Source organism: Bordetella genomosp. 8, from assembly GCF_002119685.1.
In the GTDB taxonomy this organism is placed as follows: Bacteria; Pseudomonadota; Gammaproteobacteria; order Burkholderiales; family Burkholderiaceae_B; genus Bordetella_C.
Genome location: NZ_CP021108.1, coordinates 6,070,380 through 6,096,469, shown reverse-complemented (window position 1 = coordinate 6,096,469; position 26,090 = coordinate 6,070,380). Strand labels below are relative to the sequence as shown.

The following is a 26,090-nucleotide window of genomic DNA, read 5'->3' as shown; positions in this document are numbered from 1 at the left end:
TCAAAGGATAAGAGATCATGGCAAAAGGCAAGTTTGAACGTACCAAGCCGCACGTGAACGTGGGTACGATCGGTCACGTGGACCACGGCAAAACGACGTTGACGGCGGCGATCACGACGGTGCTGTCGAACAAGTTCGGTGGCGAAGCGAAGGCGTACGACCAGATCGACGCGGCGCCGGAAGAGAAGGCGCGCGGCATCACGATCAACACGGCGCACGTGGAATACGAAACGGAGTCGCGTCACTACGCGCACGTTGACTGCCCGGGCCACGCTGACTATGTGAAGAACATGATCACGGGCGCGGCGCAGATGGACGGCGCGATCCTGGTGGTGTCGGCCGCTGACGGCCCGATGCCGCAGACGCGCGAACACATTCTGCTGAGCCGCCAGGTGGGCGTGCCGTACATCATCGTGTTCCTGAACAAGGCGGACATGGTCGATGACGCCGAGCTGCTGGAACTGGTGGAGATGGAAGTTCGCGAGCTGCTGAGCAAGTACGACTTCCCGGGCGACGATACGCCGATCGTGAAGGGTTCGGCCAAGCTGGCGCTGGAAGGCGACAAGGGCGAGCTGGGAGAGCAGGCGATTCTGAAGCTGGCCGAAGCGCTGGACACGTACATCCCGACGCCTGAGCGCGCGGTGGACGGTGCGTTCCTGATGCCGGTGGAAGACGTGTTCTCGATCTCGGGTCGCGGCACGGTGGTGACTGGCCGTATCGAGCGCGGCGTGGTGAAGGTTGGCGAGGAAATCGAGATCGTCGGTATCAAGCCGACGGTGAAGACGACCTGCACGGGCGTGGAAATGTTCCGCAAGCTGCTGGACCAGGGCCAGGCCGGTGACAACGTGGGTATTCTGCTGCGCGGCACCAAGCGTGAAGACGTCGAGCGTGGCCAGGTGCTGGCCAAGCCGGGTTCGATCACGCCGCACACGGACTTCGACGCCGAGGTGTACATCCTGTCCAAGGAAGAAGGTGGCCGTCACACGCCGTTCTTCAACGGCTATCGTCCGCAGTTCTACTTCCGCACGACGGACGTGACCGGCACGATCGAGCTGCCCAAGGACAAGGAAATGGTCCTGCCGGGCGACAACGTGTCGATGAAGGTCGCGCTGCTGGCGCCGATCGCCATGGAAGAAGGCCTGCGCTTCGCCATCCGCGAAGGCGGCCGTACCGTGGGCGCCGGCGTGGTTGCCAAGATCCTCAAGTAACTCACGACGCCGCTCGGGGCGGCACCGATAGCGCCGCCCCCTCTCGTTCTTTAGGAAACGCCATGAAAAACCAGAAAATCCGCATCCGCCTGAAAGCGTTCGATTACAAGCTGATCGATCAGTCGGCTGCTGAAATCGTCGACACGGCCAAGCGCACCGGCGCCGTCGTGCGCGGTCCCGTGCCGCTGCCCACGCGCATCCGCCGTTATGACGTGCTGCGTTCGCCGCACGTCAACAAGACGTCGCGCGACCAGTTCGAGATCCGTACCCATCAGCGCCTGATGGACATCGTCGATCCCACCGACAAGACCGTCGACGCGCTGATGCGCCTGGACCTGGCTGCCGGCGTGGACGTCGAAATCGCGCTGGAGTAGTCGCGGGCTTGACCGTGGCTGAGCAGTAATACGAACCAGGCCGCCGGTGGAAATCGGCGGCCTGGTTCGTTTCGGCGGCGGTGTTGTTTCGCCGCAGTTCCGCTGCCGTCCCGCCACAGCGCATGTGGCCGATCACTTGCAGATCGTCCTGGAAACCTGCTAAACTCGCAAACTTGCCATTTTTGGCAGAGTTGCATACGTGCGTCGTTCACGATTTCTCGGAACCACCCCCGGAATCAAGGGCGCCGCCGAAAACTGTAGGGCAAGCCGTTACCTTGCCTGATTAGCCCCGACCAATCGCAGTCGGGAATGGAGAAAACGATGTCGAATTCGACACCCACGCCCGCCGCGTTCCGGCTCGGGCTGGTGGGTCGCAAGGTCGGCATGACCCGCATTTTCACCGAGGATGGCGAATCCATTCCGGTGACCGTGCTGGACGTGTCGAACAACCGTGTGACCCAGGTGAAGTCTCTGGAAGCCGACGGCTACGCCGCTGTCCAGGTGACTTACGGCACGCGCCGTGCCTCGCGCGTGACGAAGGCCCAGACGGGCCACTACGCCAAAGCCGGCGTTGAAGCCGGCAGCATCCTGAAGGAATTCCGCCTCGATCCCGCCCGTGCCGCCGAATTCGCGGCTGGTGCCGTGATCGCCGTGGAAAGCGTGTTCGAAGCCGGCCAGCAGGTCGACGTGACGGGCACCACCATCGGTAAGGGTTTCGCCGGTACGATCAAGCGCCACCACTTCGGTTCGCAGCGCGCGTCGCACGGTAACTCGCGCTCGCACCGCGTGCCCGGCTCCATCGGCCAGGCGCAGGATCCCGGCCGTATTTTCCCCGGCAAGCGCATGTCCGGCCACCTGGGCGATGCGACCCGTACCGTCCAGAACCTGGACGTGGTGCGCGTCGACGCCGAGCGCGGCCTGCTGCTGGTCAAGGGCGCCGTCCCGGGCCACAAGGGCGCGGACATCGTCGTGCGTCCGGCCATCAAGGCCCCGGCCAAGAAGGGAGCGTAAGCACCATGGAACTCAAGCTCCTGAATGAACAAGGTCAGGCCGCGACGTTCAGCGCGCCCGACACCGTTTTCGGTCGCGACTACAACGAAGCGCTGATCCACCAGATCGTCGTGGCTTTCCAGGCCAATGCCCGCAGCGGCAACCGTGCCCAGAAGGACCGTTCGGAAGTCAAGCACTCCACCAAGAAGCCCTGGCGCCAGAAGGGTACCGGCCGCGCGCGTGCCGGTATGACCTCGTCGCCGCTGTGGCGTGGGGGCGGCCGGATTTTCCCGAACTCGCCTGACGAGAACTTCAGCCAGAAGGTCAACAAGAAGATGTACCGTGCCGGGATCCGCTCGATCCTGTCGCAGCTGGCTCGCGAAGACCGCATCGCCGTCGTCGACACGTTCACGCTGGATACCCCCAAGACCAAGCTGGCCGCGGCCAAGCTGAAGGAACTGGGCCTGGATTCCGTGCTGATCATCACCGACACCGTCGATGAAAATGTTTACCTCGCCACCCGCAACCTGCCGCACGTTGCCGTGGTTGAACCGCGTTATGCCGATCCGCTGTCGCTGATCCACTATCGTAAAGTGCTGATCACCAAGCCCGCGATCGCTCAACTCGAGGAGATGCTGGGATGAACACCGAACGCTTGATGCAGGTGCTCCTGGCTCCGATCGTGACCGAAAAGGCCACCTTCGTCGCCGAGAAAAATCAGCAAGTCGCTTTCCGCGTGGTCGACACCGCCACCAAGCCGGAAATCAAGGCTGCCGTCGAACTGCTCTTCAAGGTGCAGGTCGAGTCCGTGCAGGTCCTCAATCGCAAGGGCAAAGTCAAGCGCTTTGGCCGATTCATGGGTCGCCGCCGCAATGAGCGCAAGGCCTATGTGTCGCTCAAGGAAGGCCAGGAAATCGACTTTGCGGAGGTGAAGTAAATGGCCCTCGTGAAAATGAAACCGACTTCCGCCGGCCGTCGTGGCATGGTGAAGGTCGTCAGCCCGAACCTGCACAAGGGCGCGCCGGTCGCTTCTTTGCTAGAAAAGAAGAAGCGCGGCTCGGGCCGTAACAACAACGGCCATATCACCGTCCGCCATCGTGGCGGTGGTCACAAGCAGCATTACCGTATCGTCGACTTCCGTCGCGACAAGGACGGCATCCCCGCCAAGGTCGAGCGCCTGGAATACGACCCCAACCGTACGGCGCACCTGGCACTGCTGTGCTACGCCGACGGCGAACGTCGCTACATCATCGCTCCGCGTGGCGTGGAAGTCGGCGCCACCCTGGTGTCGGGTATCGAAGCCCCGATCCGTGCGGGCAACACGCTGCCGATCCGCAACATCCCGGTCGGTACGACGATCCACTGCGTCGAGATGCTGCCCGGCAAGGGTGCGCAGATGGTTCGCTCGGCGGGTGCTTCCGCCGTGCTGCTGGCGCGTGAAGGTACGTACGCCCAGGTCCGCCTGCGTTCCGGCGAAGTGCGTCGCGTGCACATCGAGTGCCGCGCCACCATCGGCGAAGTCGGTAATGAAGAACACAGCCTGCGCCAGATCGGCAAGGCCGGTGCGATGCGTTGGCGCGGTGTGCGTCCGACGGTTCGTGGCGTCGCCATGAACCCGGTGGATCACCCGCACGGTGGCGGCGAAGGCCGTACCGGCGAGGCCCGCGAACCGGTCAGCCCGTGGGGTACTCCGGCTAAGGGTTACAAGACCCGTAGCAACAAGCGGACGAACAACATGATCGTCCAACGGCGCAAGCGCAAGTAAGAGGCGAACACTATGTCACGTTCGATCAAGAAAGGCCCGTTTGTCGATGCTCACCTGATCAAGAAGGTGGATACGGCTACCGCGGTCAAAGACAAGAAGCCGATCAAGACCTGGTCGCGCCGTTCCACGATCCTGCCGGAATTCATCGGCCTGACGATCGCTGTGCACAACGGCAAGCAACACGTTCCCGTCTACATCAACGAGAACATGGTCGGTCACAAACTGGGCGAGTTCGCGCTGACCCGTACGTTCAAGGGTCACGCGGCGGACAAAAAGGCCAAGAGGTAAGCGATGGAAACGACTGCCATTATCCGTGGTGTTCACATTTCGGCGCAGAAGACCCGTCTGGTCGCGGACTTGATCCGTGGCAAGTCGGTCGCGCAAGCGTTGAACATCCTTACCTTCTCCCCCAAGAAGGCTGCCGGCATCCTGAAGAAGGCTGTCGAGTCCGCCATCGCCAATGCAGAGCACAACGACGGTGCCGACATCGACGAGCTGAAAGTAACCACGATCTACGTGGACAAGGCTCAGTCGCTGAAGCGCTTCTCGGCTCGCGCCAAAGGCCGCGGCAATCGTATCGAGAAGCAGACCTGCCACATCACGGTTAAGGTCGGCGCCTAAGGAGTCACGATGGGTCAGAAAATTCACCCCACTGGGTTCCGCCTCGCGGTAACCCGTAACTGGTCCTCGCGTTGGTACGCCGACGACAAGGCTTTCGGCGACATGCTCGCTCAAGACATTCGCGTCCGCGAGTACCTGAAGAAGAAGCTGAAGAGCGCTTCGGTTGGTCGCGTGGTCATCGAACGTCCGGCCAAGAATGCCCGCATCACGGTGTACTCGGCGCGTCCCGGTGTCGTCATCGGCAAGCGCGGCGAGGACATCGAAAGCCTGAAGGCCGATCTGCAGCGTCTGATGGGCGTGCCCGTGCACGTCAACATCGAGGAAATCCGCAAGCCGGAAACCGACGCCCAGCTGATCGCCGATTCGATCTCGCAGCAGCTGGAAAAGCGGATCATGTTCCGCCGTGCCATGAAGCGCGCCATGCAGAACGCCATGCGTCTGGGTGCCCAGGGCATCAAGATCATGAGCTCGGGCCGTCTGAACGGTATCGAAATCGCGCGTACCGAGTGGTACCGCGAAGGCCGTGTGCCGCTGCACACGCTGAAGGCGAACATCGACTACGGCACTTCGGAAGCCCACACGACCTATGGCGTGATCGGCATCAAGGTCTGGGTCTACAAGGGCGACATGCTGGCCAATGGCGAGCTGCCCCCCGAGACCGCGACGCCGGCCGAAGAAGAGCGTCGTCCCCGTCGCGCGCCGCGCGGCGACCGTCCTGACAACGGTCGTCCCGGACGTCCTGGCGGTCGTGGCCGCGGTCCCCGCAAGGCGGACTCCGCGCCGGGCGCCTGAAGGAGAGAACAATCATGCTGCAACCCTCACGCAGAAAGTATCGTAAAGAGCAGAAGGGCCGTAACACCGGGCTGGCCACGCGCGGCACCAACGTGTCGTTCGGCGAATACGGCCTGAAGGCCACCGGCCGCGGCCGCCTGACCGCTCGCCAGATCGAGGCCGCTCGTCGTGCCATCAACCGTCACATCAAGCGTGGCGGCCGCATCTGGATCCGCATCTTCCCGGACAAGCCGATTTCGCAGAAGCCGGCGGAAGTCCGGATGGGTAACGGTAAGGGCAACCCGGAGTACTGGGTCGCCGAAATCCAGCCCGGCAAGGTGCTCTATGAAATGGAAGGGGTCAGCGAAGAGCTCGCACGCGAAGCTTTCCGCCTGGCCGCCGCAAAGCTGCCGATCTCGACGACGTTCGTCGCGCGTCACATCGGTGCTTAAGGAGTCCTAAATGAACGCCAAAGAACTCCGCTCGAAAGGCGCCGACGAGCTGCAGAAAGAGCTCGAAAGCCTGCTCCGAGCCCAATTCGGTCTGCGTATGCAGAAGGCCACGCAGCAACTGGCCAACACCAGCCAACTCGGCAAGGTGCGCAAGGACATCGCGCGCGTGCGTACTTTGCTGACCGAGAAGGCAGGGAAATGATCATGAGCGAAACTCAAAACACCCAACAAGCCAAGCGCAAGCGTACGCTGGTCGGCAAGGTCGTCTCCAACAAGATGGACAAGACCGTTGTCGTGCTGGTCGAACGCCGCGTGAAGCACCCGATTTACGGCAAGATCGTCATGCGCTCCAATAAGTACAAGGCGCACGACGAGACCAACCAGATCAATGAAGGCGACACCGTGGAAATCGCGGAAGGCCGCCCGATTTCCCGCTCCAAGTCCTGGAGCGTGGTGCGTCTGGTCGAAGCCGCTCGCATCATCTGAGCGCAAGCTCCGGATGAAAAAAAGCCAAGGGTCTCCCTTGGCTTTTTTGCGTTCTGGCCAGGGCGGGCCCGGCCAGGCGGCTGGGCTCAGATATGCGTGATGAACTTGGTCACGAGGTAGCCGTCGAAGGTCTCCGTGCCGCCTTCGCTTCCGATGCCGCTATCCTTGATGCCGCCGAACGGCGTCTCGGCCAGGGCGCTGCCGAAGTGGTTGATGTTCACCATGCCGGCTTCCAAGGCGTTGGACACCTTGGTCGCGGTCTTCAGCGAATTGGTGAAGACATAGGACGACAGCCCGAACGGCAGGCTGTTCGCGCGCTTGATGACTTCGTCCGTATCGGTGAAGGGCACGACCGGCGCCAGCGGGCCGAACGGTTCTTCCGTCATCAGCATGGCGTCTTCGGGCAGGTCGGTAATGACGGTGGGCGCGAAGAAGTGGCCATCGCGTTCGATCGGCGCGCCGCCGAGCACCACCTTGGCGCCCTTGGCGACGGCATCCTCCACGAAGCGCGTCATGGTGGGCACGCGGCGCTCATGCGCCAGCGGGCCCATTTCCGTGCCGGCCTCCAGGCCGTTGCCCACCTTGATGTTCTTCAGCACGTCGGTGAAACGCGACAGGAACTTGTCGTAGGCGCCTTTCTGCACGTAGAAGCGCGTGGGCGATACGCACACCTGCCCGGCATTGCGGATCTTGAAGCGGGCCAGCATCTCCGCCGCGCGATCGATGTCGGCATCGTCGAACACCAGCACCGGCGAGTGGCCACCCAATTCCATGGTGCTGCGCTTCATGTGCGCGCCGGCCATGGCCGCCAGGTGCTTGCCCACCGGAACGGAACCGGTGAACGAGATCTTGCGGACGATGGGGGAGCGGATCAGGTATTCGGAAATCTTGGGTGGCTCGCCCCACACGATGTTCAGGCAGCCAGGGGGCAGCCCGGCGTCGTGGAACATGCGGGCGATGGCCATGACCGCGCTGGGCGAATCTTCCGGACCTTTCAGGATGACGGTGCAGCCGGCGCCCAGCGCCGCGGCAACCTTGCGGATCGCCTGGTTGTAGGGGAAGTTCCACGGCGTGAAGGCCGCGCAGACGCCGATGGGTTCGCGCACCACGAACTGGCGGACGTCGGGATTGCGAGGCGGGATGACGCGGCCGTAGATACGGCGGCATTCCTCGGCGTGCCATTCGCAGTGTTCCGAGCAGCTGGTGACTTCCAGGACTGCTTCGGCCAGTGGCTTGCCCTGGTCCAGGGTCATGTTGCGGCCGATCTCCTGGGCGCGTTCGCGCGACAGTTCGGCGACCTTGCGCAGGATGCGCGAGCGCTCCATGGGGGAGGTGCGGCGCCAGGATTCGAAGGCCCGTTGCGCGGCCTGCAGCGCGCGGTCCAGGTCAGCCTCGGTGGCGTGCGGCAGCTTGCCCAGCACTTCCAGCGTGGCCGGATTGGTCACGTCCTGGCTCTGGCGCCCATCGCCGGACAGGAATTCGCCATCGATATACAACGCCAACTGTTCGTACATGCTGTGGTTCCTCGTTGGAAGTTGGGGACGCCCGGGTCGCGGTCGACGCCACGCCGTCATGGTCCATACCCGTCATCCGCGTTTCCGCGCCCAAGTGGGCGTACTACCGCAGCCTGACGGAACGGAGCCTATTATCCTCCTTGAATGCAATTGCATGGCCAATAGGCAAAAGGGCCAAGGGCTCATGCCCCTGGCCCTTTTTCCCATCCGGTAAGGTCAATCCGCAAGCTCGAGGAAGTCCAGGACCATGCGGTTGAAATCGGCGACATCGCTGCGCGACCATGCGTGGCCACCGCGGTTCTTCAGGCGCAGCCGGGCGCCGGGAATCGCGGCGGCGATTTCGCGAGAGAAATAGGCGGGCGTCAGCATGTCGTCTTCAGCGCAGCAGACCAGCGTGCGCGCGCGTATCTTCTTCAGCTCGGCGGCGAAGTCGAAGGCCAGGATGGAATCGATACGGCTGAACATGATCTCCGGCGCGGAAATCTCCGAAGTGGCTGAACGTTGCTCCACGGCACGCAGGGCCAGGTCGTGTTCAGCGACGTATTCAGGCGGATAGAAAAGCAGAGACGTGGCCTGCGCGTAGACCTCCGGTCCCAGTTCCTGCAGGATCTTCTTGCGCAGCCCGAACACCCGCCGACGGTAGGCGTCCGCCCTGTGGATGCTCGCATAGATCACGAGGCGCGAGACGCGCTCGGGCTGCCGTGCGGCGATCACCTGCGCAATCGCGCCGCCGGTCGAGTGGCCGACCAGGTCCGCCGATGCGATGTCCAGTCCATCCATCAGCGCAAGCAGGTCGTCGGCCAGCTGGTGGATGTCCCGCACCGGTACGCGTTCCGTGCCGCCCGTGCCCCGTTGGTCATACACCAGGACACGCCTGCCCGCCGAGAAAGCGTCGAGCTGGGGCTGCCAGTATGACCCGGTGCCACCCATGCCGGCGATCAGCACCAGGGGCGCGCCGTCCGCGGGACCGTGCAGGTCGTACGCGTGGGAGATGCCGTTCGCCTGTATATGCGGCATGGCTCAGTCTCCCACGTATGCGGTCGACGCGATCTCGACCAGGAATTCCGGCCTGACCAGGTCGGCCCGTATGCAGTAGCGCGCGGGCGGATTGCTGGGGAAATACGCCGCGTATACCTCGTTCACCGCGGCGTAGTCCGCCAGGTCCTTGACGAAGATCTGGTTGAACGCGATGTCGTTCATGGTCGCGCCGGCCGCGGCAAGGACCGCCTTGATGGATTCGAGCACGTGGCGCGTCTGCGCCCGTACGTCGCCTACCCCTACGGTTTCGCCATTGGCGCCGATGGCGAGCATGCCGGACACATAGATGGTGTTGCCTGCGCGCGTCGCCGGGGAATATGGCGCGAGCGGGGGAGGGGAACCGGGCAGGGTGATGATTTTTACGCTCATGGATGGACTCCTGGTGGGGCGGCCTGATCGGGGACTGTCTATTCGGCCTTGATGCCGTTCTTCTTGATGATGGCGGCCCACTGCGCGGTGTCGGCCCGGATGATTTCCGCGAAGGCCTGGGGCGTGGTGACCTGGGGCTCCGCGCCCATATTGGCCAGCGCCGTCCGGGCCTCGGGCGTGGCGAAGGCCTTGACGATCTCCGCGTTGAGCTTGTCGATGATGGGTTCGGGCGTGCCGGCTGGCGCGAGCAGGCCGAACCAGGAACGCACCTCCACGCCTTCGACGCCGCTTTCGCCCAGCGTCGGCACGTCAGGCAAGGCCTCGGCGCGCTTGGCGCCCGCGATTCCCAGCACCCGCAGCTTGCCGGCGCGGATCGACGGCAGGACCGATGGCAGGTGGTCGAACATGAGCTGCACCCGTCCCGCCAGCAACTCGGTCATCGCCGGCGAGGCTCCCTTGAAGGGTACGTGCAGCATCTTCACGCCCTGGGCCTGCTGGAAGATCTCGGCAGTGAGATGAGGGATCGCGCCGATGCCGCTGGACGCGAAACTCAGGGGCGGGTTGGCCCGGCGCGCGACCTGGACCAGCTCTTTCGGCGTATGCGCCGGCACATCCGGGTTGACGACGAGCGCGACCGGGATGGTGGCGAGCATGGCCACCGGCGCGAAGGCCTTGGCGCTGTCGTAGGACAGGTTCGAATAGATCGACGGCGCGATCGTCTGGCTGGCCGTTACGCCGAGCAGCAGGGTGTAGCCGTCCGGATCCGCGCGCGCCACCAGTCCCGCGCCTATGGTGCTGCCGGCGCCGGCACGGTTTTCCACCACGAAGGTCTGCTGCAAGGAGCGGCCCAGGCGTTCCGCCACCAGCCGCGCCATGAGGTCGCCGGCGCCGCCGGGCGGAAATCCGACGATGATCTTCACGGGTCGGGATGGATAGGCAGGCTCCGCCGCCTGGGCGGAAAGTGCGGGCAGGGCGGCGCACAACAGAGCCGACGCAAGCACGGCATGCCGCAGGAAGCCGCGCGCGAGCGGTCGCGCGGGCTGGTATTTCAAAGCGCTGTTCATTACATTCCCCTTGTTGTATGTACCGTCGTAGCGGTGACCAGACTATGCGGCGGAAATACAGGGGAGGCGTAGCGTTTATTCAACTACAAGGCCTTGCGCGAAATGCAACACCTCGATCTGACCGCGCTGCGGTACTTCTCGGTAGCCGCGGCGACAGGCTCCATACGCCTGGCTTCCGCACGGCTGCATGTCACCCCGTCGGCCATCAGCCGGCAAATCGCCAAGCTGGAGCACCGGCTGGGTACGGTGCTGTTCGAGCGCCGGCCCACCGGCGTCGTCCTGACCGCATCCGGACAGTTGCTGGCGGCCGAAATGGAAGCGATATACGGCAATCTGTCGCGCGTGCAGACGCTGATCGGCGACCTGGAGGGGCTGCGGCGCGGCGAAGTGGTCATCCACTGCCTGGAAGGCGCCATCGACACGTGGCTGCCCGCGGTGATCGCGCGGTATCACGCGCAACACCCCGGCATCGAATTCAACGTGGTGGTTTCGAGCACCGACAGGGCCGCCGAGGCCGTCGCGGCCGGCCGTTGCGATGTCGCGCTGATGTTCAAGGCGCCGCCACGCCGTGAAATCGAGGTGATCGCCAGCGGCGTCGAGCCGCTGGTGGCGGTCGTCAGCCCCACCCATGCGCTGGCGCGCCGGCGATCGATTTCCGTTGCCGAACTGCTGCGCCACAAGCTGGCGATGCCGGATGCCAGCTATAGCCTGCGCCAGCTGTTCGACCGCTACCTGAAGCAGGCGGGCGCGGAAGCGCCATGCCTGCTCACGGCGAACTCCATCGCCATGATCCGCAGCATCGTGCGTCGGGGCGCCGCGGTGTCTGTCCTGCCGCACCTGTCGGCGCAATACGATTGCCAGCTCGGGCTGCTGAAGGCCGTGGCCATCTCGCGCGCCGGGGCACTGCGCGCGGAGGTGCAGCTATGCGTTCGTCGCGACCGTCCGCTGACCGCCGCCGCGCGCAGGGCGGTGCAGCTGATGACGGAGGCCTTCGACGGCTTGTTTACCGCCCCGGCCTCCTGATATAAGGAACCCTTCGTGCCGTCCTCATCATTGATGCCTTGAATCCGTCAGCGCCCGCATCCTCCCCCACGCTGTTATCGCGTTCCTTCTTCGCGCTGATCGACTGGCTGCACAACGGCATCGCCAAGGCATCCCTGGTCGGCGACCATCCCATTTTCGACAATGCGCAGTTTCCATGGATAACGGAGCTGGAGTCCCAGGCCCCGGCCATCCGTGCGGAACTGATGGACGTCCTGGCCGACCGGGAGCGGTTGCCGGCTTTCCATGAGCTGTCGCCCGACGTGGCGACCATCACCACCGACGACCAGTGGAAGACCTTCGTCTTCATGGCATATGGCCTGTCTTCGGCGCGCAATATGGCGCGGTGTCCCGCCACCACCCGCGCCCTGGAGCGCATTCCGGGCATACGCACCGCCTTCTTCTCCATCCTGGAGCCCGGCAAGCGCATCCCCTTGCACCGCGGCCCCTATAACGGGGTGCTGCGGCTGCACCTCGGCCTGGTGGTTCCGGAGCCGCGCGAGCGCTGCTGGATCGAGGTAAACGGGCAACGCTATGTCTGGAAGGAAGGCGAAGCGGTCGTTTTCGACGATCTGTACCCCCACGAGGTCCATAACGACACCGATGGGGTGCGCGTGGTCCTCTTCGTCGATTTCGAGCGGCCCTGCCGGCTGCCCATGCGCTGGATCAACCTGCTGATCCTGGCGCTGGCGCCCATGACCAGCGAGATCCGCCAGGGCAAGGCCAACCACGATCTGTGGGAAAAAGACTACTACGGCGGGGATAAGGGATAACGCTTGCGTACTGGGCGTGAATCAGGCTAGAATGGTTAGCTTTCCCGCAGAATCCGTGTCGCAATAGGCTGGGCGTAGTCATGGTCATAGTCACGGGCAACGGAGTCGGTCGGGGAATCCGCAGGATACCAACCCTGGTTAGTCAGGTACGGGCAATACGGGCAGGTCCAGAATTGGGCAGGCCGGCAGGCTCGGCAGGGCGGACCGGGGTTATCAACCCTTATGGGACTAAACCCTTACGGGACCAAAACTGACGGAAAAGGCGGTTTTGCCCGCGATCTGACGGCGGCCAGTATGGATACCGGCCGGCGCCACGGGAGCGGCAGCAGCACTTTCCGTTAAGTTGGGAACAGGAAAAATCATGATCCAAATGCAGACCACGCTGGACGTGGCCGACAACACTGGTGCGCGCCGCGTGCGTTGCATCAAGGTGCTCGGCGGCTCCAAGCGCCGTTATGCCGGTATCGGCGACATCATCAAAGTCAGCGTCATCGACGCCGCCCCGCGCGGTCGCGTCAAGAAGGGCGAAATCTACAACGCCGTCGTCGTGCGTACCGCCAGCGGCGTGCGCCGCAAGGACGGTTCGCTGATCCGCTTTCCCGGCGTCAACGGCAATGCGGCCGTTCTGCTGAACGCCAAGAAAGAACCGATCGGCACCCGCATTTTCGGACCCGTGACCCGTGAGCTGCGTACCGAGCAGTTCATGAAGATCGTGTCGCTCGCGGCCGAAGTGCTGTAAGGAGCCAGCGATGAACAATATCCGCAAAGGTGACGAAGTCATCGTCCTGACCGGTCGTGACAGGAAGCGTCGCGGCACCGTGCTGCAGGTCGTGAATGCCGATTACGTGCTGGTCGAAGGCGTGAACGTCGTCAAGAAGCACACCAAGCCGAATCCCATGGCCAACAACCCGGGCGGCATCGTCGAAAAGTCGATGCCTATCCATATTTCCAACGTCGCGCTGTTCAACCCGGCTACGGGCAAGGGCGACCGCGTGGGCGTCAAGGAAGTCGACGGCCGCCGGGTCCGCATCTTCCGTTCCAATGGTGCCGAAGTCGGCGCCAAGGCGTAAGGAGCGTAAGACATGACTCGTATGCAAGACCTGTACCGCGACAAGATCGCTGGTGAGCTGAAGGAAAAGTTCGGCTACAAGAGCGCGATGCAAGTGCCGCGCATCACCAAGATCACGCTGAACATGGGCGTGTCCGAAGCCGTTGCCGACAAGAAAGTGATCGAGCACGCCGTTTCGGACCTGACCAAGATCGCCGGCCAGAAGCCCGTGATCACCAAGACCCGCAAGGCTATCGCCGGCTTCAAGATCCGCGAAGACTATCCGATCGGCTGCATGGTTACCCTGCGCGGCGAACGGATGTACGACTTCCTGGATCGCCTGGTGACCGTGGCCTTCCCGCGGGTGCGTGACTTCCGTGGCGTGTCCGGCCGTGCTTTCGACGGCCGCGGCAACTACAACATCGGGGTGAAAGAGCAGATCATTTTCCCCGAGATCGAGTACGACAAGATCGACGCGTTGCGTGGGCTGAACATCAGCATCACGACCACTGCCAAGACCGACGAAGAAGCCAAGGCGCTGTTGACGGCGTTCAGCTTCCCGTTTCGTAATTAAGGGACGATGACGTGGCCAAACTCTCACTCATCAATCGCGATATCAAGCGTGCCAAGCTGGCTGACAAATTCGCCGCCAAGCGCGCCGCACTGAAGGCGATCATCGACGATCAGTCGAAGACCGACGAAGAACGTTACCAAGCTCGGCTCAAGCTGCAACAGCTGCCGCGCAACGCCAACCCGACCCGCCAGCGCAACCGCTGCGTGGTGACGGGACGTGCGCGTAGCGTGTTCAGCAAGTTCGGCCTGACGCGCCACAAACTTCGCGAAATGGCGATGAAGGGTGAAATCCCCGGCATCACCAAGGCCAGCTGGTAGGAGAACGAATATGAGCATGAGCGATCCGATCGCCGATATGCTGACCCGCATTCGCAATGCGCAGCAAGTTGACAAAGTCACGGTGACCATGCCGTCGTCCAAGCTGAAGGCCGCTATCGCTGCCGTCTTGAAGGACGAAGGCTACATCGATGGTTTCGAGGTCAAGGGCAACCAGGCCAAGCCTGAGCTCGAGATCGCCCTGAAGTACTACGCTGGCCGCCCGGTCATCGAGCGCATCGAACGCGTCTCGCGCCCCGGCCTGCGTATCTACAAGGGCCGCAGCAACATCCCCGAGGTCATGAACGGCCTGGGCGTTGCCATCGTGTCGACCTCGCGTGGCGTCATGACCGACCGCAAGGCTCGCGCCAATGGCGTGGGCGGCGAAGTCCTGTGCTACGTGGCTTAAGGAGACTCGCATGTCACGTATAGCCAAATACCCGGTCGAAGTGCCGAAGAACGTCGAAGTGACGTTGAAGGAAGACCAGATCACCGTCAAGGGCCCGCTGGGCACGCTGGAACAAGCGCTGACGGGCGACGTCGTCGTCAAGCTGGATGAAGGCAAGCTGACCTTCGTCGCCGCGAACGACGGTCGCCATGCCAACGCCATGTCCGGCACGGTGCGCGCTCTGGTCGCCAATATGGTTACCGGCGTCAGCAAGGGTTTCGAGCGCAAGCTGAACCTGGTTGGCGTGGGTTACCGCGCTCAAGTGCAAGGCGACGTCGTCAAGCTGCAACTTGGTTTCTCCCACGACATCGAGCACAAGCTGCCCAAGGGTGTCTCCGCGAAGTGCCCCACGCCGACGGAAATCATCGTCGCGGGCGCCAATCTGCAGGAAGTGGGCCAGCAGGCCGCGAAGATCCGCGCCTATCGCAAGCCCGAGCCCTACAAGGGCAAGGGTGTGCGTTATGCGGATGAGCGCGTCATCATCAAAGAAACCAAGAAGAAGTAACGGCGCACGCAAGGACGAATCATGGACAAGAAAACCTCCCGTTTGCGTCGTGCGGTTCCGACCCGCCGGAAGATCACCGAACTGCGCGTTCATCGCCTGTCGATCTTCCGCTCGAACCTGCACATCTACGCGAACATCATTTCGCCGGAAGGCGACCGCGTGCTGGTCAGCGCTTCCACGTTGGAAGCCGAAGTGCGCAACCAGCTCGCCGGCCAGACCGGACGTGGCGGCAACAAGGCCGCCGCCGAACTGGTGGGCAAGCGCGTGGCCGAGAAAGCCAAGGCCGCCGGCATCGAGCTGGTCGCCTTCGATCGCTCGGGCTTCCGTTACCATGGCCGCGTGAAGGCGCTGGCCGATGCCGCGCGTGAAGCCGGCCTCAAGTTCTAAGCGAGGATCAGTCAAATGGCTAAACCACAAGGCAAAGGCGCCGTGGAAAAAGAGAACGACGACGGCCTGCGCGAAAAGATGATCGCGGTGAACCGCGTCAGCAAAGTGGTCAAGGGCGGTCGCACGATGAGCTTCGCCGCGCTGACCGTGGTCGGTGACGGCGATGGCCGCATCGGCATGGGCAAGGGCAAGGCGCGTGAAGTGCCGGTGTCCGTCCAGAAGGCGATGGAACAGGCCCGTCGCGGCCTGTTCAAGGTCGCCCTGAAGAACGGCACCCTGTACCACACCGTGGTCGGCAAGCATGGCGCCTCCACCGTGCTGATTTCTCCGGCTCCCGAAGGTACCGGCGTGATCGCCGGCGGCCCGATGCGCGCGATCTTCGAAGTGATGGGCGTGCGCAACATCGTGGCCAAGAGCCTGGGTTCCAGCAATCCTTACAACATGGTTCGCGCCACGCTGAATGGCCTGCGCGCTTCCATGACGCCGTCGGAAGTTGCCGCCAAGCGTGGCAAGACCGTCGAAGAGATCCTGGGGTAAGTCATGGCTCAGAAGCAGATCAAAGTCACCCTGGTGCGCTCGGTTATCGGTACCAAGCAATCCCACCGCGACACCGTGCGCGGCCTGGGCCTGCGTCGTATCAATAGCTCGCGCGTCCTGCAAGATACGCCCGAGGTGCGCGGGATGATCCGTACTGTGGATTACCTGGTCACCGTCACGGAAGTCTAAGGAATCGCGATGTCTGAAATTCAACTCAACACGCTGAAGCCCGCCGAGGGCTCCAAGCATGCCAAGCGCCGTGTCGGCCGTGGCATCGGTTCCGGCCTGGGCAAGACGGCCGGCCGTGGCCACAAAGGTCAGAAATCGCGTTCGGGCGGCTTCCACAAGGTCGGTTTCGAAGGCGGCCAGATGCCGCTGCAGCGTCGCCTGCCCAAGCGTGGCTTCACGCCCCTGGGTCAGCACCTGTACGCCGAGGTCCGCCTGTCCGACCTGCAGAAGGTGCCCGTCGACGAAATCGACGTCCAGGTGCTGAAGCAGGCTGGCGTGGTTGGCCAGCAGGTCCGTTATGCCAAGGTCATCAAGTCTGGCGAACTGTCGCGCAAGGTCGTGCTGAAAGGCATTACCGCGACGGCCGGCGCTCGCGCCGCCATCGAAGCCGCGGGCGGCTCGCTCGCCTGAGAGGTGATCAGTGGCTAACGCACAGGCACTGGGCAAGACCGGACCGCGATACGGCGATCTGAAGCGCCGTTTCGTATTCCTCGTGCTCGCACTGGTGGTCTATCGCCTGGGCACCCACATCCCCGTTCCGGGCATCAACCCGGACGCGCTGGCTGATCTGTTCCGGCAGAACCAGGGCGGGATCCTGGGCCTGTTCAACATGTTCTCCGGCGGAGCACTGTCGCGGTTCTCCATCTTCGCGCTGGGGATCATGCCGTACATCTCGGCATCCATCATCATGCAGCTGATGTCGGTGGTCGTCCCATCGCTGGAAGCGCTGAAGAAGGAAGGCGAGGCAGGTCGTCGCAAGATCACGCAGTACACGCGTTACGGCACGGTCGTGCTGGCGCTGGTGCAGGCGGTGGGTATTTCGGTGGCGCTGGAGTCGCAGCCTGGTCTGGTGACGGATCCCGGCATGCTGTTCCGCTTCACGACGGTGGTCACCCTGCTGACCGGCACCATGTTCATCATGTGGCTGGGCGAGCAGATCACCGAGCGCGGGCTGGGGAACGGGATTTCCATCCTGATCTTCGCCGGTATCGTGGCGGGGTTGCCGAACGCGCTGGCCGGCTTGCTGGACCTGGTGCGGACGAATTCGATGTCGGTGCTGTCGGCGCTGTTCATCGTCGCCCTGGTGATCGTGGTGACGGCCTTCGTGGTGTTCGTGGAACGCGGCCAGCGCAAGATCACGGTGAACTACGCCAAGCGCCAGGTCGGGAACAAGATCTACGGCGGCCAGAGCTCGCACCTGCCGCTGAAGCTGAACATGGCGGGCGTGATTCCGCCGATCTTCGCTTCGTCGATCATCCTGTTCCCGGCGACCATCACCAGCTGGTTCTCCAGCAGCCAGCACATGCGTTGGCTGGGTGACCTGGCCGCCGCGTTGTCGCCGCGTCAGCCGCTGTACATCACGCTGTATTCGGCCGCGATCATTTTCTTCTGCTTTTTCTATACGGCCCTGGTGTTCAACAGCCGCGAAACTGCAGACAACCTGAAGAAAAGCGGAGCCTTCGTCCCTGGTATCCGTCCCGGCGAACAGACCGCGCGCTATATCGACAAGATATTGATGCGCCTGACGCTGGCGGGAGCTTTGTACATCACCGTGGTGTGCCTGTTCCCCGAATTTCTGGTCATGCGTTGGAATGTGCCGTTCTACTTCGGCGGCACCTCGCTGTTGATTATTGTCGTGGTGACGATGGATTTCATGGCTCAGGTTCAGGCCTACATGATGTCCCACCAGTACGATTCATTGCTCAAGAAGGCAAACTTCAAGGGCTCGAATTCGAACCTGCCGATGCGTTAGCGAAGAGAATGGCAAAGGACGACGTCATACAGATGCAGGGCGAGGTTCTGGAGAACCTCCCCAACGCGACATTCCGCGTCAAGCTCGAAAACGGCCATGTGGTGCTGGGCCATATTTCCGGCAAGATGCGTATGCATTACATCCGGATCCTGCCGGGCGACAAGGTCACAGTGGAGCTCACGCCCTATGACCTGACGAGGGCCAGGATCGTGTTCCGCGCGAAGTAGGCGGACGGGTTTACGGAATAACAGGGAGTCACCCATGAAAGTATTGGCATCGGTTAAGCGGATCTGCCGCAACTGCAAGATCATCAAACGTCACGGCGTGGTGCGTGTCATCTGCACCGACCCGCGGCACAAGCAGCGTCAGGGCTGATCGCTCGGCCTCCACGCATAGAATATTCAAGGAACAGTCATGGCCCGTATTGCTGGCATCAACATTCCGCCGCATCAGCACGCCGAGATCGGCCTGACCGCCATTTTTGGCATTGGTCGTACGCGCGCCCGCAAGATTTGCGAAGCTGCTAATGTGCCCACGACCAAGAAGGTCAAGGATCTTACCGACGCCGAGCTGGAGCGTATCCGCGAACACGTCGGTGTGTTTACCGTCGAAGGCGATCTGCGCCGCGAAGTGCAACTGTCGATCAAGCGTCTGATCGACCTGGGCACCTATCGTGGCATGCGTCATAAGCGCGGTTTGCCCGTGCGCGGCCAGCGCACCCGCACCAACGCCCGTACCCGCAAGGGTCCGCGTCGTGCTGCGGCGTCCCTGAAGAAATAATCGAGGAACAGGATTATGGCGAAAGCTTCCACCAGCGGCGCCTCGCGCGTGCGCAAAAAGATCAAGAAGAACGTTTCGGACGGCATTGCGCACGTCCACGCGTCCTTCAACAACACCATCATCACCATCACCGATCGCCAGGGCAATGCCTTGTCCTGGGCGACCTCGGGTGGCGCCGGCTTCAAGGGTTCGCGCAAGTCGACGCCGTTCGCGGCTCAGGTTGCCGCCGAAACGGCTGGCCGCGTGGCTCTGGAATACGGCATCAAGACGCTGGAAGTCCGCATCAAGGGGCCTGGCCCCGGTCGTGAGTCGTCGGTTCGTGCGCTGAACGCATTGGGCATCAAGATCTCGAGCATCGCCGATATCACGCCCGTTCCGCACAACGGCTGCCGTCCGCCGAAGCGTCGTCGTATTTAAGGGGAATCCTAATGGCTCGTTATATTGGACCCAAATGCAAGCTCTCGCGGCGCGAGGGCACCGACCTGTTCCTGAAGAGCGCCCGCCGTTCGCTGGATTCCAAGTGCAAGCTTGATTCCAAGCCCGGTCAGCATGGCCGCACTTCGGGTGCCCGTACCTCCGACTATGGCCTGCAGCTGCGTGAAAAGCAGAAGCTGAAGCGTATGTACGGCGTGCTGGAAAAGCAGTTCCGCAAGTATTTCCAGGAAGCCGACCGCGTGCGCGGCAACACCGGCGAGAAGCTGATCCAGCTGCTGGAATCGCGCCTGGACAACGTCGTCTATCGCATGGGCTTCGGCTCCACGCGCGCCGAAGCGCGCCAACTGGTCAGCCACCGCGCCATCGAACTGAACGGCCATACCGCCGACATCGCTTCGATGCTGGTCAAGGCCGGTGACGTGATCTCCGTGCGTGAAAAGGCCAAGAAGCAAGGCCGTATTCGCGAATCCCTGGATCTGGCCACCAGCATCGGCCTGCCCCAGTGGGTCGACGTCGACACCAGCAAGATGTCGGGTGTCTTCAAGCAGGCGCCGGACCGCGCTGACGTTGCTCGCGACGTCAACGAATCGATGGTCGTCGAACTGTATTCGCGTTGATGCCAAGCGCCGCCGCAACGCGGCGCTGCGACACATTTTTGCCGCTTGCCAACCCGCAAATGCCCTGTCAGGGCGTTGCGGGTTTGCGAGTTTTTGTACTTCCATCAGCCTTATCGGTGTAACGAGCCGAGGGTATTGAAAAGGAAACGAGTAAATGTCCACTCAAGGTTTTTTGAAACCGCGCTCCATCGAAGTCGAGCCCGTCGGGACGCACCATGCCAAGATCGTCATGGAGCCCTTCGAGCGCGGTTACGGTCATACGCTGGGTAACGCCCTGCGTCGCATCCTGCTGTCGTCGATGACGGGCTATGCGCCGACGGAAGTCCAGATGACCGGCGTCGTGCACGAATACTCGACCATCGCCGGCGTGCGCGAAGATGTCGTGGACATCCTGCTGAACCTGAAGGGCGTGGTCTTCAAGCTGCACAATCGCGACGAAGTCACCCTGGTGCTGCGCAAGCAGGGCGAAGGCCCGGTGCTGGCCAGCGACATCGAACTGCCGCACGACGTCGAGATCGTCAACCCGAACCACGTGCTGTGCCACCTGACCGAAGCTGGCAAGATCGAAATGCAGGTCAAGGTCGAGAAGGGCCGCGGCTATGTGCCGGGCAACGTGCGGGCGCTGTCGGAAGACCGTACGCACACCATCGGCCGTATCGTCCTGGACGCCTCGTTCAGCCCGGTGCGTCGCGTCAGCTATGCCGTGGAAAGCGCGCGTGTCGAACAGCGTACCGACCTGGACAAGCTGGTGCTGGACATCGAAACCAACGGCGTGATTTCACCCGAGGAAGCGGTGCGCCAGGCGGCTCGTATCCTGATGGACCAGATCTCGGTGTTCGCGGCGCTGGAAGGCGCGGGCGACTCGTACGAAGCCCCGGTCCGCGGCACGCCGCAGATCGACCCGGTGCTGCTGCGCCCGGTCGACGACCTGGAGCTGACGGTGCGTTCGGCGAACTGCCTGAAGGCCGAAAACATCTACTACATCGGCGACCTGATCCAGCGCACGGAAAACGAGCTGCTGAAGACGCCGAACCTGGGCCGCAAGTCCCTGAACGAAATCAAGGAAGTGCTGGCCGCACGCGGCCTGACCCTGGGCATGAAGCTGGAAAACTGGCCTCCCCTGGGTCTCGAGCGTCCGTAGGGGTCCCACCCCCGAAGCGCTGCGCGCTTCCCCCTCAAGGGGGCGACGCCGGCGGACCGGGAGGAAGGCCCACCCCCGAAGCGCTGACGCGCTTCCCCCTCCAGGGGGCGACGCTGGCGGACCGGGAAACCCGGATCCGCGGCGTCCCGGATGGGGCGAGAACTGGTTTTTGTGTTTGTTTTCTCTCTACCGGACCGCGGCATTTGCTTGCCGATAGAAGATTCGGATAACCCGGCGGCCGCAAGGCTGTCATTAGATTCAAAAGGAAGTTGTCATGCGTCACGGTAATGGTTTGCGCAAGCTCAACCGCACCAGCAGTCACCGTCTTGCCATGTTCCGCAACATGGCCGTTTCGTTGATCACCCACGAAGCGATCAAGACCACGCTGCCCAAGGCGAAAGAACTGCGCCGGGTCATCGAACCCCTGATCACGCTGGGCAAGGAGCCCACGTTGGCGAACAAGCGGCTGGCCTTCGCCCGCCTGCGCGATCGCGATGCCGTGGTCAAGCTGTTCGCCGAAATCGGTCCGCGCTACGCGTCCCGCAACGGCGGCTATACCCGCGTGCTGAAGATGGGCTTCCGCCAGGGCGACAATGCTCCCATGGCTTTCATGGAACTGGTCGACCGTCCGGAAGTCGCGGAAACCGAAGAAGGCAGCGCTGAGTAACATCAGCGGTATTTCATCGGCGGAAAGCGAGCCCCTGGGCTCGCTTTTTGTTTTTGAAGATGGAGGCGACAATGAACGACCAAGACCTCGTGCTGGTGATCAGCAACGCCCCCGACCTCCTGCTGGCCAAGCGGATCGCCCATGTGGTGGTGGAGGAAGGCCTGGCCGCCTGCGTGAACCTGGGCGCGCCCATGCTGTCCATCTACACATGGCAAGGCGTAGTGGAAGGCGCGGAGGAGGTGCCCATGACGTTCAAGACCACCGCAGGACGGCTCGATGCGCTGATGCAGGCCATCGCCCGTATGCATCCCTATGAGGTTCCGGAAATCGTCGCCATCCCCGTGGTGGCCAGTGCCGCGCCTTATCGCGACTGGGTACGCGCGCAGACCACGCCGCGTGAAGATGCCGCGGCCGGTTGAGTGGATACGAAATGCCGACATCGCAGGCTGAATTCGCTGCAGCGTCGCTGACGGCCCCGGGCGTATCGAACCGAACGGGGGTACTGCCGCGGGTGCTGCGCGCGATACTGGCGCTGGTCGCCCTGTTCGCCTGGCTGGCGCTGGCCATGCCGGCGGCGCGCGCCGCGGATGATTTCCTGGCGCCGGAACAGGCCTTTCCCTTCGCCGCCGTCATGGACGGCCCGACCGCGCTGCGCATCGACTACAAGGTGGCCAAGGGCTACTACATGTACCGTGAGCGCTTCGCCTTCGACGTGGCGCCCGCTGGCGCGGCGACGCTGGGCGAGCCGGTGTTCCCGGCCGGCGAAGTGAAATACGACCCGACCTTCGACAAGAATATGGAGGTCTATCACCAGCCCTTGTCGATACGGGTGCCGCTGCAGCCTGGGGGCGGGGCGTTCACCCTGAACGTCACCGGACAGGGCTGTGCCGATAAGGGCGTGTGTTATCCACCGATGACGCATACCGTGTCGCTGCAGCCGGTGCAGGGCGGTTATCGGATCACGGCGGTAGGCACGGCGGTAGGCACGGCGGAGCCCGGTGCCGCGGCGGCCGGCGCGGCGTTTTCCACGGCGCCGTCCCTGGGCGGCGTCCTGGCGGGTGCCGTATCAGCGGGCCAGGATGGCAAGCCCGCCGCTGGCACGGACGCGGGCGGCGGCCTGGCGGCGCTGGCGCGGACCGATGACGTCGGGCTCGCGGGCGCCATCGCGGACCTTGGCCTGTTGAAGACCGCCGGTGTTTTCTTTCTGCTTGGCGTGCTGCTTTCCCTGACGCCCTGCGTGCTGCCCATGATTCCGATCCTGTCGTCCGTGGTCATGGGCGCCGGCCGGCAGCATACGCCGACGCGAGGCCGCGGGTTGGCCCTGGCGGCCGCCTATGTGCTGGGGATGTCGCTGGTCTACACCGCGCTGGGGGTGGCTGCCGGGCTGAGCGGTATCGGGCTGGCGGCCTGGCTGCAGACGCCATGGATATTGGGCCTGTTCGCGGCGCTGTTGGCGGTGCTGGCACTGGCCATGTTCGATGTGTTCACCCTGCAGGTGCCCGGGGGCATGCAGACCGGGCTGAACAATTGGCTGACCCGCGTGCCGGGCGGCCGCGGCACAGGCGCGTTCGTAATGGGAGCGGTGTCGGCCCTGATCGTCGGGCCCTGCGTGGCCGCGCCCCTGGCGGGAGCGCTGCTCTACATCTCGCAGACCGGCGACGTCGGCCTGGGCGCCGCGGCCCTGTTCGCCATGGCCTGGGGCATGGGCGTGCCCTTGCTGGTCGTCGGCGGCTCGGCGGGCAGCCTGCTGCCCAGGGCTGGCGCATGGATGGACGGCGTCAAGCGCTTCTTCGGCATGCTGCTGTTGGGTACCGCGTGGTGGATGCTGATCCCGCTGCTGCCGGTGTGGCTGCAGATGGTCGGCTGGGCGCTGCTGGGGCTGGTCGGCGCCGTGATGCTGCGCGCTTTCGAGCCGCTGCCGGCTGCCGGCGGGACGGGACGCATGTTCGCGAAGGGCGCGGGCCTGATGCTGGCCTTGCTGGCGGTCGTGATGCTGGTGGGCGCCGCCAGCGGCGGGCGCGATGTACTGCGCCCGCTGGCCCACCTGGCGGCTGGCGGCGCCGGTGCGGCGGCAGGCCAAGGCAGTGCGGCCCGTGCCCGGCCAGATGCCCTGGCTGGCGAGAACCTGCATTTCGTGCCGGTCCGTTCGCTGGCCGAGCTCGACGCCGCGGTTGCCGGCGCCGGACGGCCGGTGATGCTGGATTTCTATGCGGACTGGTGCGTGTCCTGCCGCGAAATGGAGCAGTTCACCTTCAGCGACCCGGCGGTGGCGACCCGCATGGCGGGAATGTTGCTGCTGCGCGCGGATGTGACGGCCAATAATGCCGACGACCGCGCGTTGCTGAAGCGCTTCAAGCTGTTCGGGCCGCCGGGCATCATGTTCTTCGATGCGGCCGGCCGGGAGCTGGCCGATATCCGGGTGATAGGCTTCCAGGACGCCGCCCGGTTCACGGAATCGCTGGACCGGGTCGCGGCTCGTTGATCGCGTCCCGTTGTTCCACGTACCGCTCCGCGGTGCTCAGCGCCCCTTCATCAGGCGCGCCGCGTCGATGGCGAAATAGGTCAGGATGCCGTCCGCGCCGGCCCGCTTGAACGCCAGCAAAGCTTCCATCATGACCTTGTCGTGGTCCAGCCAGCCGTTCGCGGCGGCGGCCTTCAGCATCGCGTATTCGCCGCTGACCTGATAGGCGAAGGTCGGCACGCGGAAGGCGTCCTTGACCCGCCGCACGACGTCCAGGTACGGCATGCCGGGCTTGACCATCACCATGTCGGCGCCTTCGGCCAGGTCGGCCGCGACTTCGCGCAGGGCCTCTTCGAGATTGCCCGGGTCCATCTGGTAGACGGCCTTGTTGGACTTGCCGAGGTTGGCGGCCGAACCGACCGCGTCGCGGAACGGCCCGTAGAAGGCGCTGGCGTACTTGGCCGAATACGCCATGATGCGGGTATGGATGTGCTGGGCGTCTTCCAGTGCCTCGCGGATGGCGCCGATGCGGCCATCCATCATGTCGCTGGGCGCGACAATGTCGACGCCGGCTTGCGACTGCACCAGCGCCTGCTTGACCAGGATTTCCACGGTGGGCTCGTTCAGCACGTAGCCGGATTCGTCGATCAGGCCGTCCTGGCCGTGGCTGGTGTACGGATCCAGCGCCACGTCCGTCAGCACGCCGAGCTCGGGAAAGCGCTTCTTGATCTCGCCGACCACGCGCGGCACCAGGCCATCGGGATTGGCCGCCTCGATGCCGTCCGGCGTTTTCAGGGCGCTGTCGATGACGGGAAACAGCGCCATGACCGGAATGCCCAGTTCCATGCAGGTTTCGGCCACCGGCAGCAGGGTGTCGAGCGAATAGCGCACGACGCCGGGCATCGACGGCACGTCCTGGCGCAGGCCCCGGCCTTCCGCGACGAAGACCGGATAGATCAGGTCGTTCGGGGTGAGGACGTTTTCGCGCACCAGGCGGCGGGTGAAATCGTCACGGCGCAGGCGACGTGGGCGGGACGCGGGGAAACCCGCCGATACGATATGGTGATTCATGGCGCTACCTTGGGAGAGATCCAATTTTCGATGTGCTCGCCCGCTTCTTCCAGGCCGATGCGGTCGGGCGCGGAAAACGGCACCGTGTGCAGGGCGCCGATGTCCGCCAGGTCCTTGCGCACCGCGAAGACCGTGCGCGTGCGTTGGCCATAAGGCAGCTTGTCGGCCTTGGTGAGCAGGGCCAGCACCGGACGGCCGGTCGGCGCGATGAAATCGGCGAGCCGGCGGTCCAGGTCGGTCACGCCGCGGCGGATGTCGATCAGCAGCACGACGCCGACCAGCGAGGCGCGCGTGGCCAGGTAGCCGCCGAGCAGCTCCGCCCATTTGTCGCGCTCGCTCTGGCTGATGGCGGCATAGCCATAGCCCGGCAGGTCGACCAGGAAACCCAGCGGATGGTCCGGGTCGTAGGGATCGGGCAGGCCGAACATATTGATCAGGCGCGTGCGGCCGGGCGTCTTGCTGGAGAAGGCCAGGCGGCGCTGGTTGGTCAGCACGTTGATGGCCGTGGACTTGCCGGCATTGGAGCGGCCGACGAAGCAGACTTCGGGCGCGCCGGGGGCGGGCAGCTGGTCCAGGCGGGCTGCCGAGGTGAAGAACGAGGCGCGATGCAGAAGGGACACGGGGACGGGGGTGCGGAGAGGGGTACGGGCCCTATTGT

At 63.8% G+C, this 26,090-nt stretch carries 39 protein-coding genes and 1 pseudogene; 34 read left to right on the top strand and 6 right to left on the bottom strand.

The window, feature by feature from the left end; genetic code table 11:
- Window positions 1-17 precede the first annotated feature (17 nt).
- From tuf to rpsQ, 12 genes and pseudogenes are all read left to right on the top strand, one after another.
- The gene (tuf, locus tag CAL12_RS27665; RefSeq protein ID WP_086067534.1) at window positions 18-1,208 is read left to right on the top strand and encodes an elongation factor Tu; all 1,191 of its coding nucleotides are present in this window, start codon (window positions 18-20) and stop codon (window positions 1,206-1,208) included.
- Between the two features lie 62 nt (window positions 1,209-1,270).
- Window positions 1,271-1,582 carry a 30S ribosomal protein S10 gene (rpsJ, locus tag CAL12_RS27660; RefSeq protein WP_066357409.1) on the top strand — a complete coding sequence of 104 codons (312 nt, stop codon included), beginning with the start codon at window positions 1,271-1,273 and terminating at the stop codon, window positions 1,580-1,582.
- A 321-nt stretch (window positions 1,583-1,903) separates the two neighbouring features.
- Window positions 1,904-2,593 (top strand): 50S ribosomal protein L3, encoded by a 690-nt coding sequence (gene rplC / locus CAL12_RS27655; RefSeq protein WP_179283491.1) that lies wholly within the window; start codon window positions 1,904-1,906, stop codon window positions 2,591-2,593.
- Between the two features lie 5 nt (window positions 2,594-2,598).
- Window positions 2,599-3,216 carry a 50S ribosomal protein L4 gene (rplD, locus tag CAL12_RS27650; protein ID WP_086067532.1) on the top strand — a complete coding sequence of 206 codons (618 nt, stop codon included), beginning with the start codon at window positions 2,599-2,601 and terminating at the stop codon, window positions 3,214-3,216.
- Window positions 3,213-3,509: a 50S ribosomal protein L23 gene (gene rplW, locus CAL12_RS27645; protein ID WP_066641800.1), complete on the top strand. Its 297-nt coding sequence runs from the start codon at window positions 3,213-3,215 to the stop codon at window positions 3,507-3,509. Before rplD ends, rplW begins: the two co-directional genes overlap by 4 nt.
- On the top strand, window positions 3,510-4,337 hold the full coding sequence (gene rplB, locus CAL12_RS27640) for a 50S ribosomal protein L2 (RefSeq protein ID WP_086067531.1): 828 nt from the start codon (window positions 3,510-3,512) through the stop codon (window positions 4,335-4,337).
- A 12-nt stretch (window positions 4,338-4,349) separates the two neighbouring features.
- Window positions 4,350-4,625 (top strand): 30S ribosomal protein S19, encoded by a 276-nt coding sequence (gene rpsS / locus CAL12_RS27635; RefSeq protein ID WP_086067530.1) that lies wholly within the window; start codon window positions 4,350-4,352, stop codon window positions 4,623-4,625.
- A 3-nt stretch (window positions 4,626-4,628) separates the two neighbouring features.
- A complete protein-coding gene (rplV, locus tag CAL12_RS27630) occupies window positions 4,629-4,958 on the top strand; it encodes a 50S ribosomal protein L22 (RefSeq protein WP_086067529.1) in 330 nt (109 codons plus the stop codon).
- A 9-nt stretch (window positions 4,959-4,967) separates the two neighbouring features.
- Window positions 4,968-5,796, top strand: a pseudogene (gene rpsC, locus CAL12_RS27625) (30S ribosomal protein S3).
- Window positions 5,765-6,181, top strand: coding sequence for a 50S ribosomal protein L16 (gene rplP, locus CAL12_RS27620; RefSeq protein WP_066357379.1), 417 nt, complete (start codon window positions 5,765-5,767; stop codon window positions 6,179-6,181). The pseudogene rpsC and the gene rplP overlap by 32 nt, the downstream one beginning before the upstream one ends.
- 10 nt (window positions 6,182-6,191) lie before the next feature.
- On the top strand, window positions 6,192-6,383 hold the full coding sequence (gene rpmC / locus CAL12_RS27615) for a 50S ribosomal protein L29 (RefSeq protein WP_086067528.1): 192 nt from the start codon (window positions 6,192-6,194) through the stop codon (window positions 6,381-6,383).
- A gap of 2 nt (window positions 6,384-6,385) precedes the next feature.
- The gene (gene rpsQ, locus CAL12_RS27610; RefSeq protein ID WP_066357377.1) at window positions 6,386-6,667 is read left to right on the top strand and encodes a 30S ribosomal protein S17; all 282 of its coding nucleotides are present in this window, start codon (window positions 6,386-6,388) and stop codon (window positions 6,665-6,667) included.
- 86 nt (window positions 6,668-6,753) lie between these two features.
- Here rpsQ and CAL12_RS27605 read toward each other — a convergent pair whose 3' ends face one another.
- From CAL12_RS27605 to CAL12_RS27590, 4 genes are all read right to left on the bottom strand, one after another.
- Window positions 6,754-8,181, bottom strand: coding sequence for an NAD-dependent succinate-semialdehyde dehydrogenase (locus CAL12_RS27605; protein WP_086067527.1), 1,428 nt, complete (start codon window positions 8,179-8,181; stop codon window positions 6,754-6,756).
- Between the two features lie 216 nt (window positions 8,182-8,397).
- Window positions 8,398-9,198: an alpha/beta fold hydrolase gene (locus tag CAL12_RS27600; RefSeq protein ID WP_086067526.1), complete on the bottom strand. Its 801-nt coding sequence runs from the start codon at window positions 9,196-9,198 to the stop codon at window positions 8,398-8,400.
- Between the two features lie 3 nt (window positions 9,199-9,201).
- Entirely contained in the window at window positions 9,202-9,588 is a 387-nt protein-coding gene (locus CAL12_RS27595; protein WP_086067525.1) for a Rid family hydrolase, read from the bottom strand.
- Between the two features lie 38 nt (window positions 9,589-9,626).
- The gene (locus tag CAL12_RS27590) at window positions 9,627-10,652 is read right to left on the bottom strand and encodes a Bug family tripartite tricarboxylate transporter substrate binding protein (RefSeq protein WP_086067524.1); all 1,026 of its coding nucleotides are present in this window, start codon (window positions 10,650-10,652) and stop codon (window positions 9,627-9,629) included.
- Between the two features lie 102 nt (window positions 10,653-10,754).
- On the opposite strand from CAL12_RS27590, the gene CAL12_RS27585 reads away from it, so the two are divergent.
- The 22 genes from CAL12_RS27585 (at window position 10,755) to dsbD (ending at window position 24,382) form a co-directional block, all read left to right on the top strand.
- Window positions 10,755-11,675 (top strand): LysR family transcriptional regulator, encoded by a 921-nt coding sequence (locus tag CAL12_RS27585; RefSeq protein ID WP_086067523.1) that lies wholly within the window; start codon window positions 10,755-10,757, stop codon window positions 11,673-11,675.
- 38 nt (window positions 11,676-11,713) lie between these two features.
- A complete protein-coding gene (locus tag CAL12_RS27580) occupies window positions 11,714-12,466 on the top strand; it encodes an aspartyl/asparaginyl beta-hydroxylase domain-containing protein (protein ID WP_232464647.1) in 753 nt (250 codons plus the stop codon).
- Between the two features lie 361 nt (window positions 12,467-12,827).
- Window positions 12,828-13,205, top strand: coding sequence for a 50S ribosomal protein L14 (rplN, locus tag CAL12_RS27575; RefSeq protein WP_066357374.1), 378 nt, complete (start codon window positions 12,828-12,830; stop codon window positions 13,203-13,205).
- Window positions 13,206-13,215: 10 nt separating this feature from the next.
- Complete coding sequence (gene rplX, locus CAL12_RS27570) at window positions 13,216-13,536, top strand: 50S ribosomal protein L24 (RefSeq protein WP_066357369.1); 321 nt, start codon at window positions 13,216-13,218, stop codon at window positions 13,534-13,536.
- Between the two features lie 12 nt (window positions 13,537-13,548).
- Complete coding sequence (rplE, locus tag CAL12_RS27565) at window positions 13,549-14,088, top strand: 50S ribosomal protein L5 (RefSeq protein WP_086067521.1); 540 nt, start codon at window positions 13,549-13,551, stop codon at window positions 14,086-14,088.
- 11 nt (window positions 14,089-14,099) lie between these two features.
- Window positions 14,100-14,405, top strand: a complete 306-nt coding sequence (gene rpsN / locus CAL12_RS27560; RefSeq protein ID WP_086067520.1) for a 30S ribosomal protein S14 — start codon at window positions 14,100-14,102, stop codon at window positions 14,403-14,405.
- Window positions 14,406-14,415: 10 nt separating this feature from the next.
- Window positions 14,416-14,811 (top strand): 30S ribosomal protein S8, encoded by a 396-nt coding sequence (gene rpsH / locus CAL12_RS27555; protein ID WP_086067519.1) that lies wholly within the window; start codon window positions 14,416-14,418, stop codon window positions 14,809-14,811.
- Between the two features lie 10 nt (window positions 14,812-14,821).
- On the top strand, window positions 14,822-15,355 hold the full coding sequence (rplF, locus tag CAL12_RS27550; protein WP_086067518.1) for a 50S ribosomal protein L6: 534 nt from the start codon (window positions 14,822-14,824) through the stop codon (window positions 15,353-15,355).
- 21 nt (window positions 15,356-15,376) lie between these two features.
- The gene (gene rplR / locus CAL12_RS27545; RefSeq protein WP_086067517.1) at window positions 15,377-15,742 is read left to right on the top strand and encodes a 50S ribosomal protein L18; all 366 of its coding nucleotides are present in this window, start codon (window positions 15,377-15,379) and stop codon (window positions 15,740-15,742) included.
- 15 nt (window positions 15,743-15,757) lie between these two features.
- Entirely contained in the window at window positions 15,758-16,279 is a 522-nt protein-coding gene (gene rpsE, locus CAL12_RS27540) for a 30S ribosomal protein S5 (RefSeq protein WP_066641764.1), read from the top strand.
- Between the two features lie 3 nt (window positions 16,280-16,282).
- Window positions 16,283-16,468, top strand: a complete 186-nt coding sequence (gene rpmD, locus CAL12_RS27535; protein WP_066357352.1) for a 50S ribosomal protein L30 — start codon at window positions 16,283-16,285, stop codon at window positions 16,466-16,468.
- 9 nt (window positions 16,469-16,477) lie between these two features.
- Window positions 16,478-16,918, top strand: a complete 441-nt coding sequence (gene rplO, locus CAL12_RS27530; protein ID WP_086067516.1) for a 50S ribosomal protein L15 — start codon at window positions 16,478-16,480, stop codon at window positions 16,916-16,918.
- 10 nt (window positions 16,919-16,928) lie between these two features.
- Window positions 16,929-18,260: a preprotein translocase subunit SecY gene (gene secY / locus CAL12_RS27525; RefSeq protein WP_086067515.1), complete on the top strand. Its 1,332-nt coding sequence runs from the start codon at window positions 16,929-16,931 to the stop codon at window positions 18,258-18,260.
- A gap of 8 nt (window positions 18,261-18,268) precedes the next feature.
- Window positions 18,269-18,487: a translation initiation factor IF-1 gene (infA, locus tag CAL12_RS27520; RefSeq protein ID WP_086067514.1), complete on the top strand. Its 219-nt coding sequence runs from the start codon at window positions 18,269-18,271 to the stop codon at window positions 18,485-18,487.
- Between the two features lie 34 nt (window positions 18,488-18,521).
- Window positions 18,522-18,635, top strand: coding sequence for a 50S ribosomal protein L36 (rpmJ, locus tag CAL12_RS27515; RefSeq protein WP_066357345.1), 114 nt, complete (start codon window positions 18,522-18,524; stop codon window positions 18,633-18,635).
- A 39-nt stretch (window positions 18,636-18,674) separates the two neighbouring features.
- A complete protein-coding gene (gene rpsM / locus CAL12_RS27510; RefSeq protein WP_066357338.1) occupies window positions 18,675-19,040 on the top strand; it encodes a 30S ribosomal protein S13 in 366 nt (121 codons plus the stop codon).
- A 15-nt stretch (window positions 19,041-19,055) separates the two neighbouring features.
- Window positions 19,056-19,457, top strand: coding sequence for a 30S ribosomal protein S11 (gene rpsK / locus CAL12_RS27505; protein ID WP_086067513.1), 402 nt, complete (start codon window positions 19,056-19,058; stop codon window positions 19,455-19,457).
- An 11-nt stretch (window positions 19,458-19,468) separates the two neighbouring features.
- Window positions 19,469-20,092, top strand: coding sequence for a 30S ribosomal protein S4 (gene rpsD / locus CAL12_RS27500; RefSeq protein ID WP_086067512.1), 624 nt, complete (start codon window positions 19,469-19,471; stop codon window positions 20,090-20,092).
- Between the two features lie 154 nt (window positions 20,093-20,246).
- A complete protein-coding gene (locus CAL12_RS27495) occupies window positions 20,247-21,233 on the top strand; it encodes a DNA-directed RNA polymerase subunit alpha (RefSeq protein ID WP_086067511.1) in 987 nt (328 codons plus the stop codon).
- Between the two features lie 274 nt (window positions 21,234-21,507).
- Window positions 21,508-21,900 carry a 50S ribosomal protein L17 gene (gene rplQ / locus CAL12_RS27490; protein WP_086067510.1) on the top strand — a complete coding sequence of 131 codons (393 nt, stop codon included), beginning with the start codon at window positions 21,508-21,510 and terminating at the stop codon, window positions 21,898-21,900.
- Window positions 21,901-21,971: 71 nt separating this feature from the next.
- On the top strand, window positions 21,972-22,319 hold the full coding sequence (cutA, locus tag CAL12_RS27485; protein ID WP_086067509.1) for a divalent-cation tolerance protein CutA: 348 nt from the start codon (window positions 21,972-21,974) through the stop codon (window positions 22,317-22,319).
- Between the two features lie 11 nt (window positions 22,320-22,330).
- Complete coding sequence (dsbD, locus tag CAL12_RS27480) at window positions 22,331-24,382, top strand: protein-disulfide reductase DsbD (protein ID WP_086067508.1); 2,052 nt, start codon at window positions 22,331-22,333, stop codon at window positions 24,380-24,382.
- 36 nt (window positions 24,383-24,418) lie between these two features.
- Here the strand turns inward: dsbD and hemB are convergent, their stop codons facing one another.
- Both hemB and yihA read right to left on the bottom strand, forming a co-directional pair.
- On the bottom strand, window positions 24,419-25,432 hold the full coding sequence (gene hemB / locus CAL12_RS27475; RefSeq protein ID WP_086067507.1) for a porphobilinogen synthase: 1,014 nt from the start codon (window positions 25,430-25,432) through the stop codon (window positions 24,419-24,421).
- The gene (gene yihA / locus CAL12_RS27470; protein WP_086067506.1) at window positions 25,429-26,052 is read right to left on the bottom strand and encodes a ribosome biogenesis GTP-binding protein YihA/YsxC; all 624 of its coding nucleotides are present in this window, start codon (window positions 26,050-26,052) and stop codon (window positions 25,429-25,431) included. Before yihA ends, hemB begins: the two co-directional genes overlap by 4 nt.
- Window positions 26,053-26,090 lie beyond the last annotated feature (38 nt).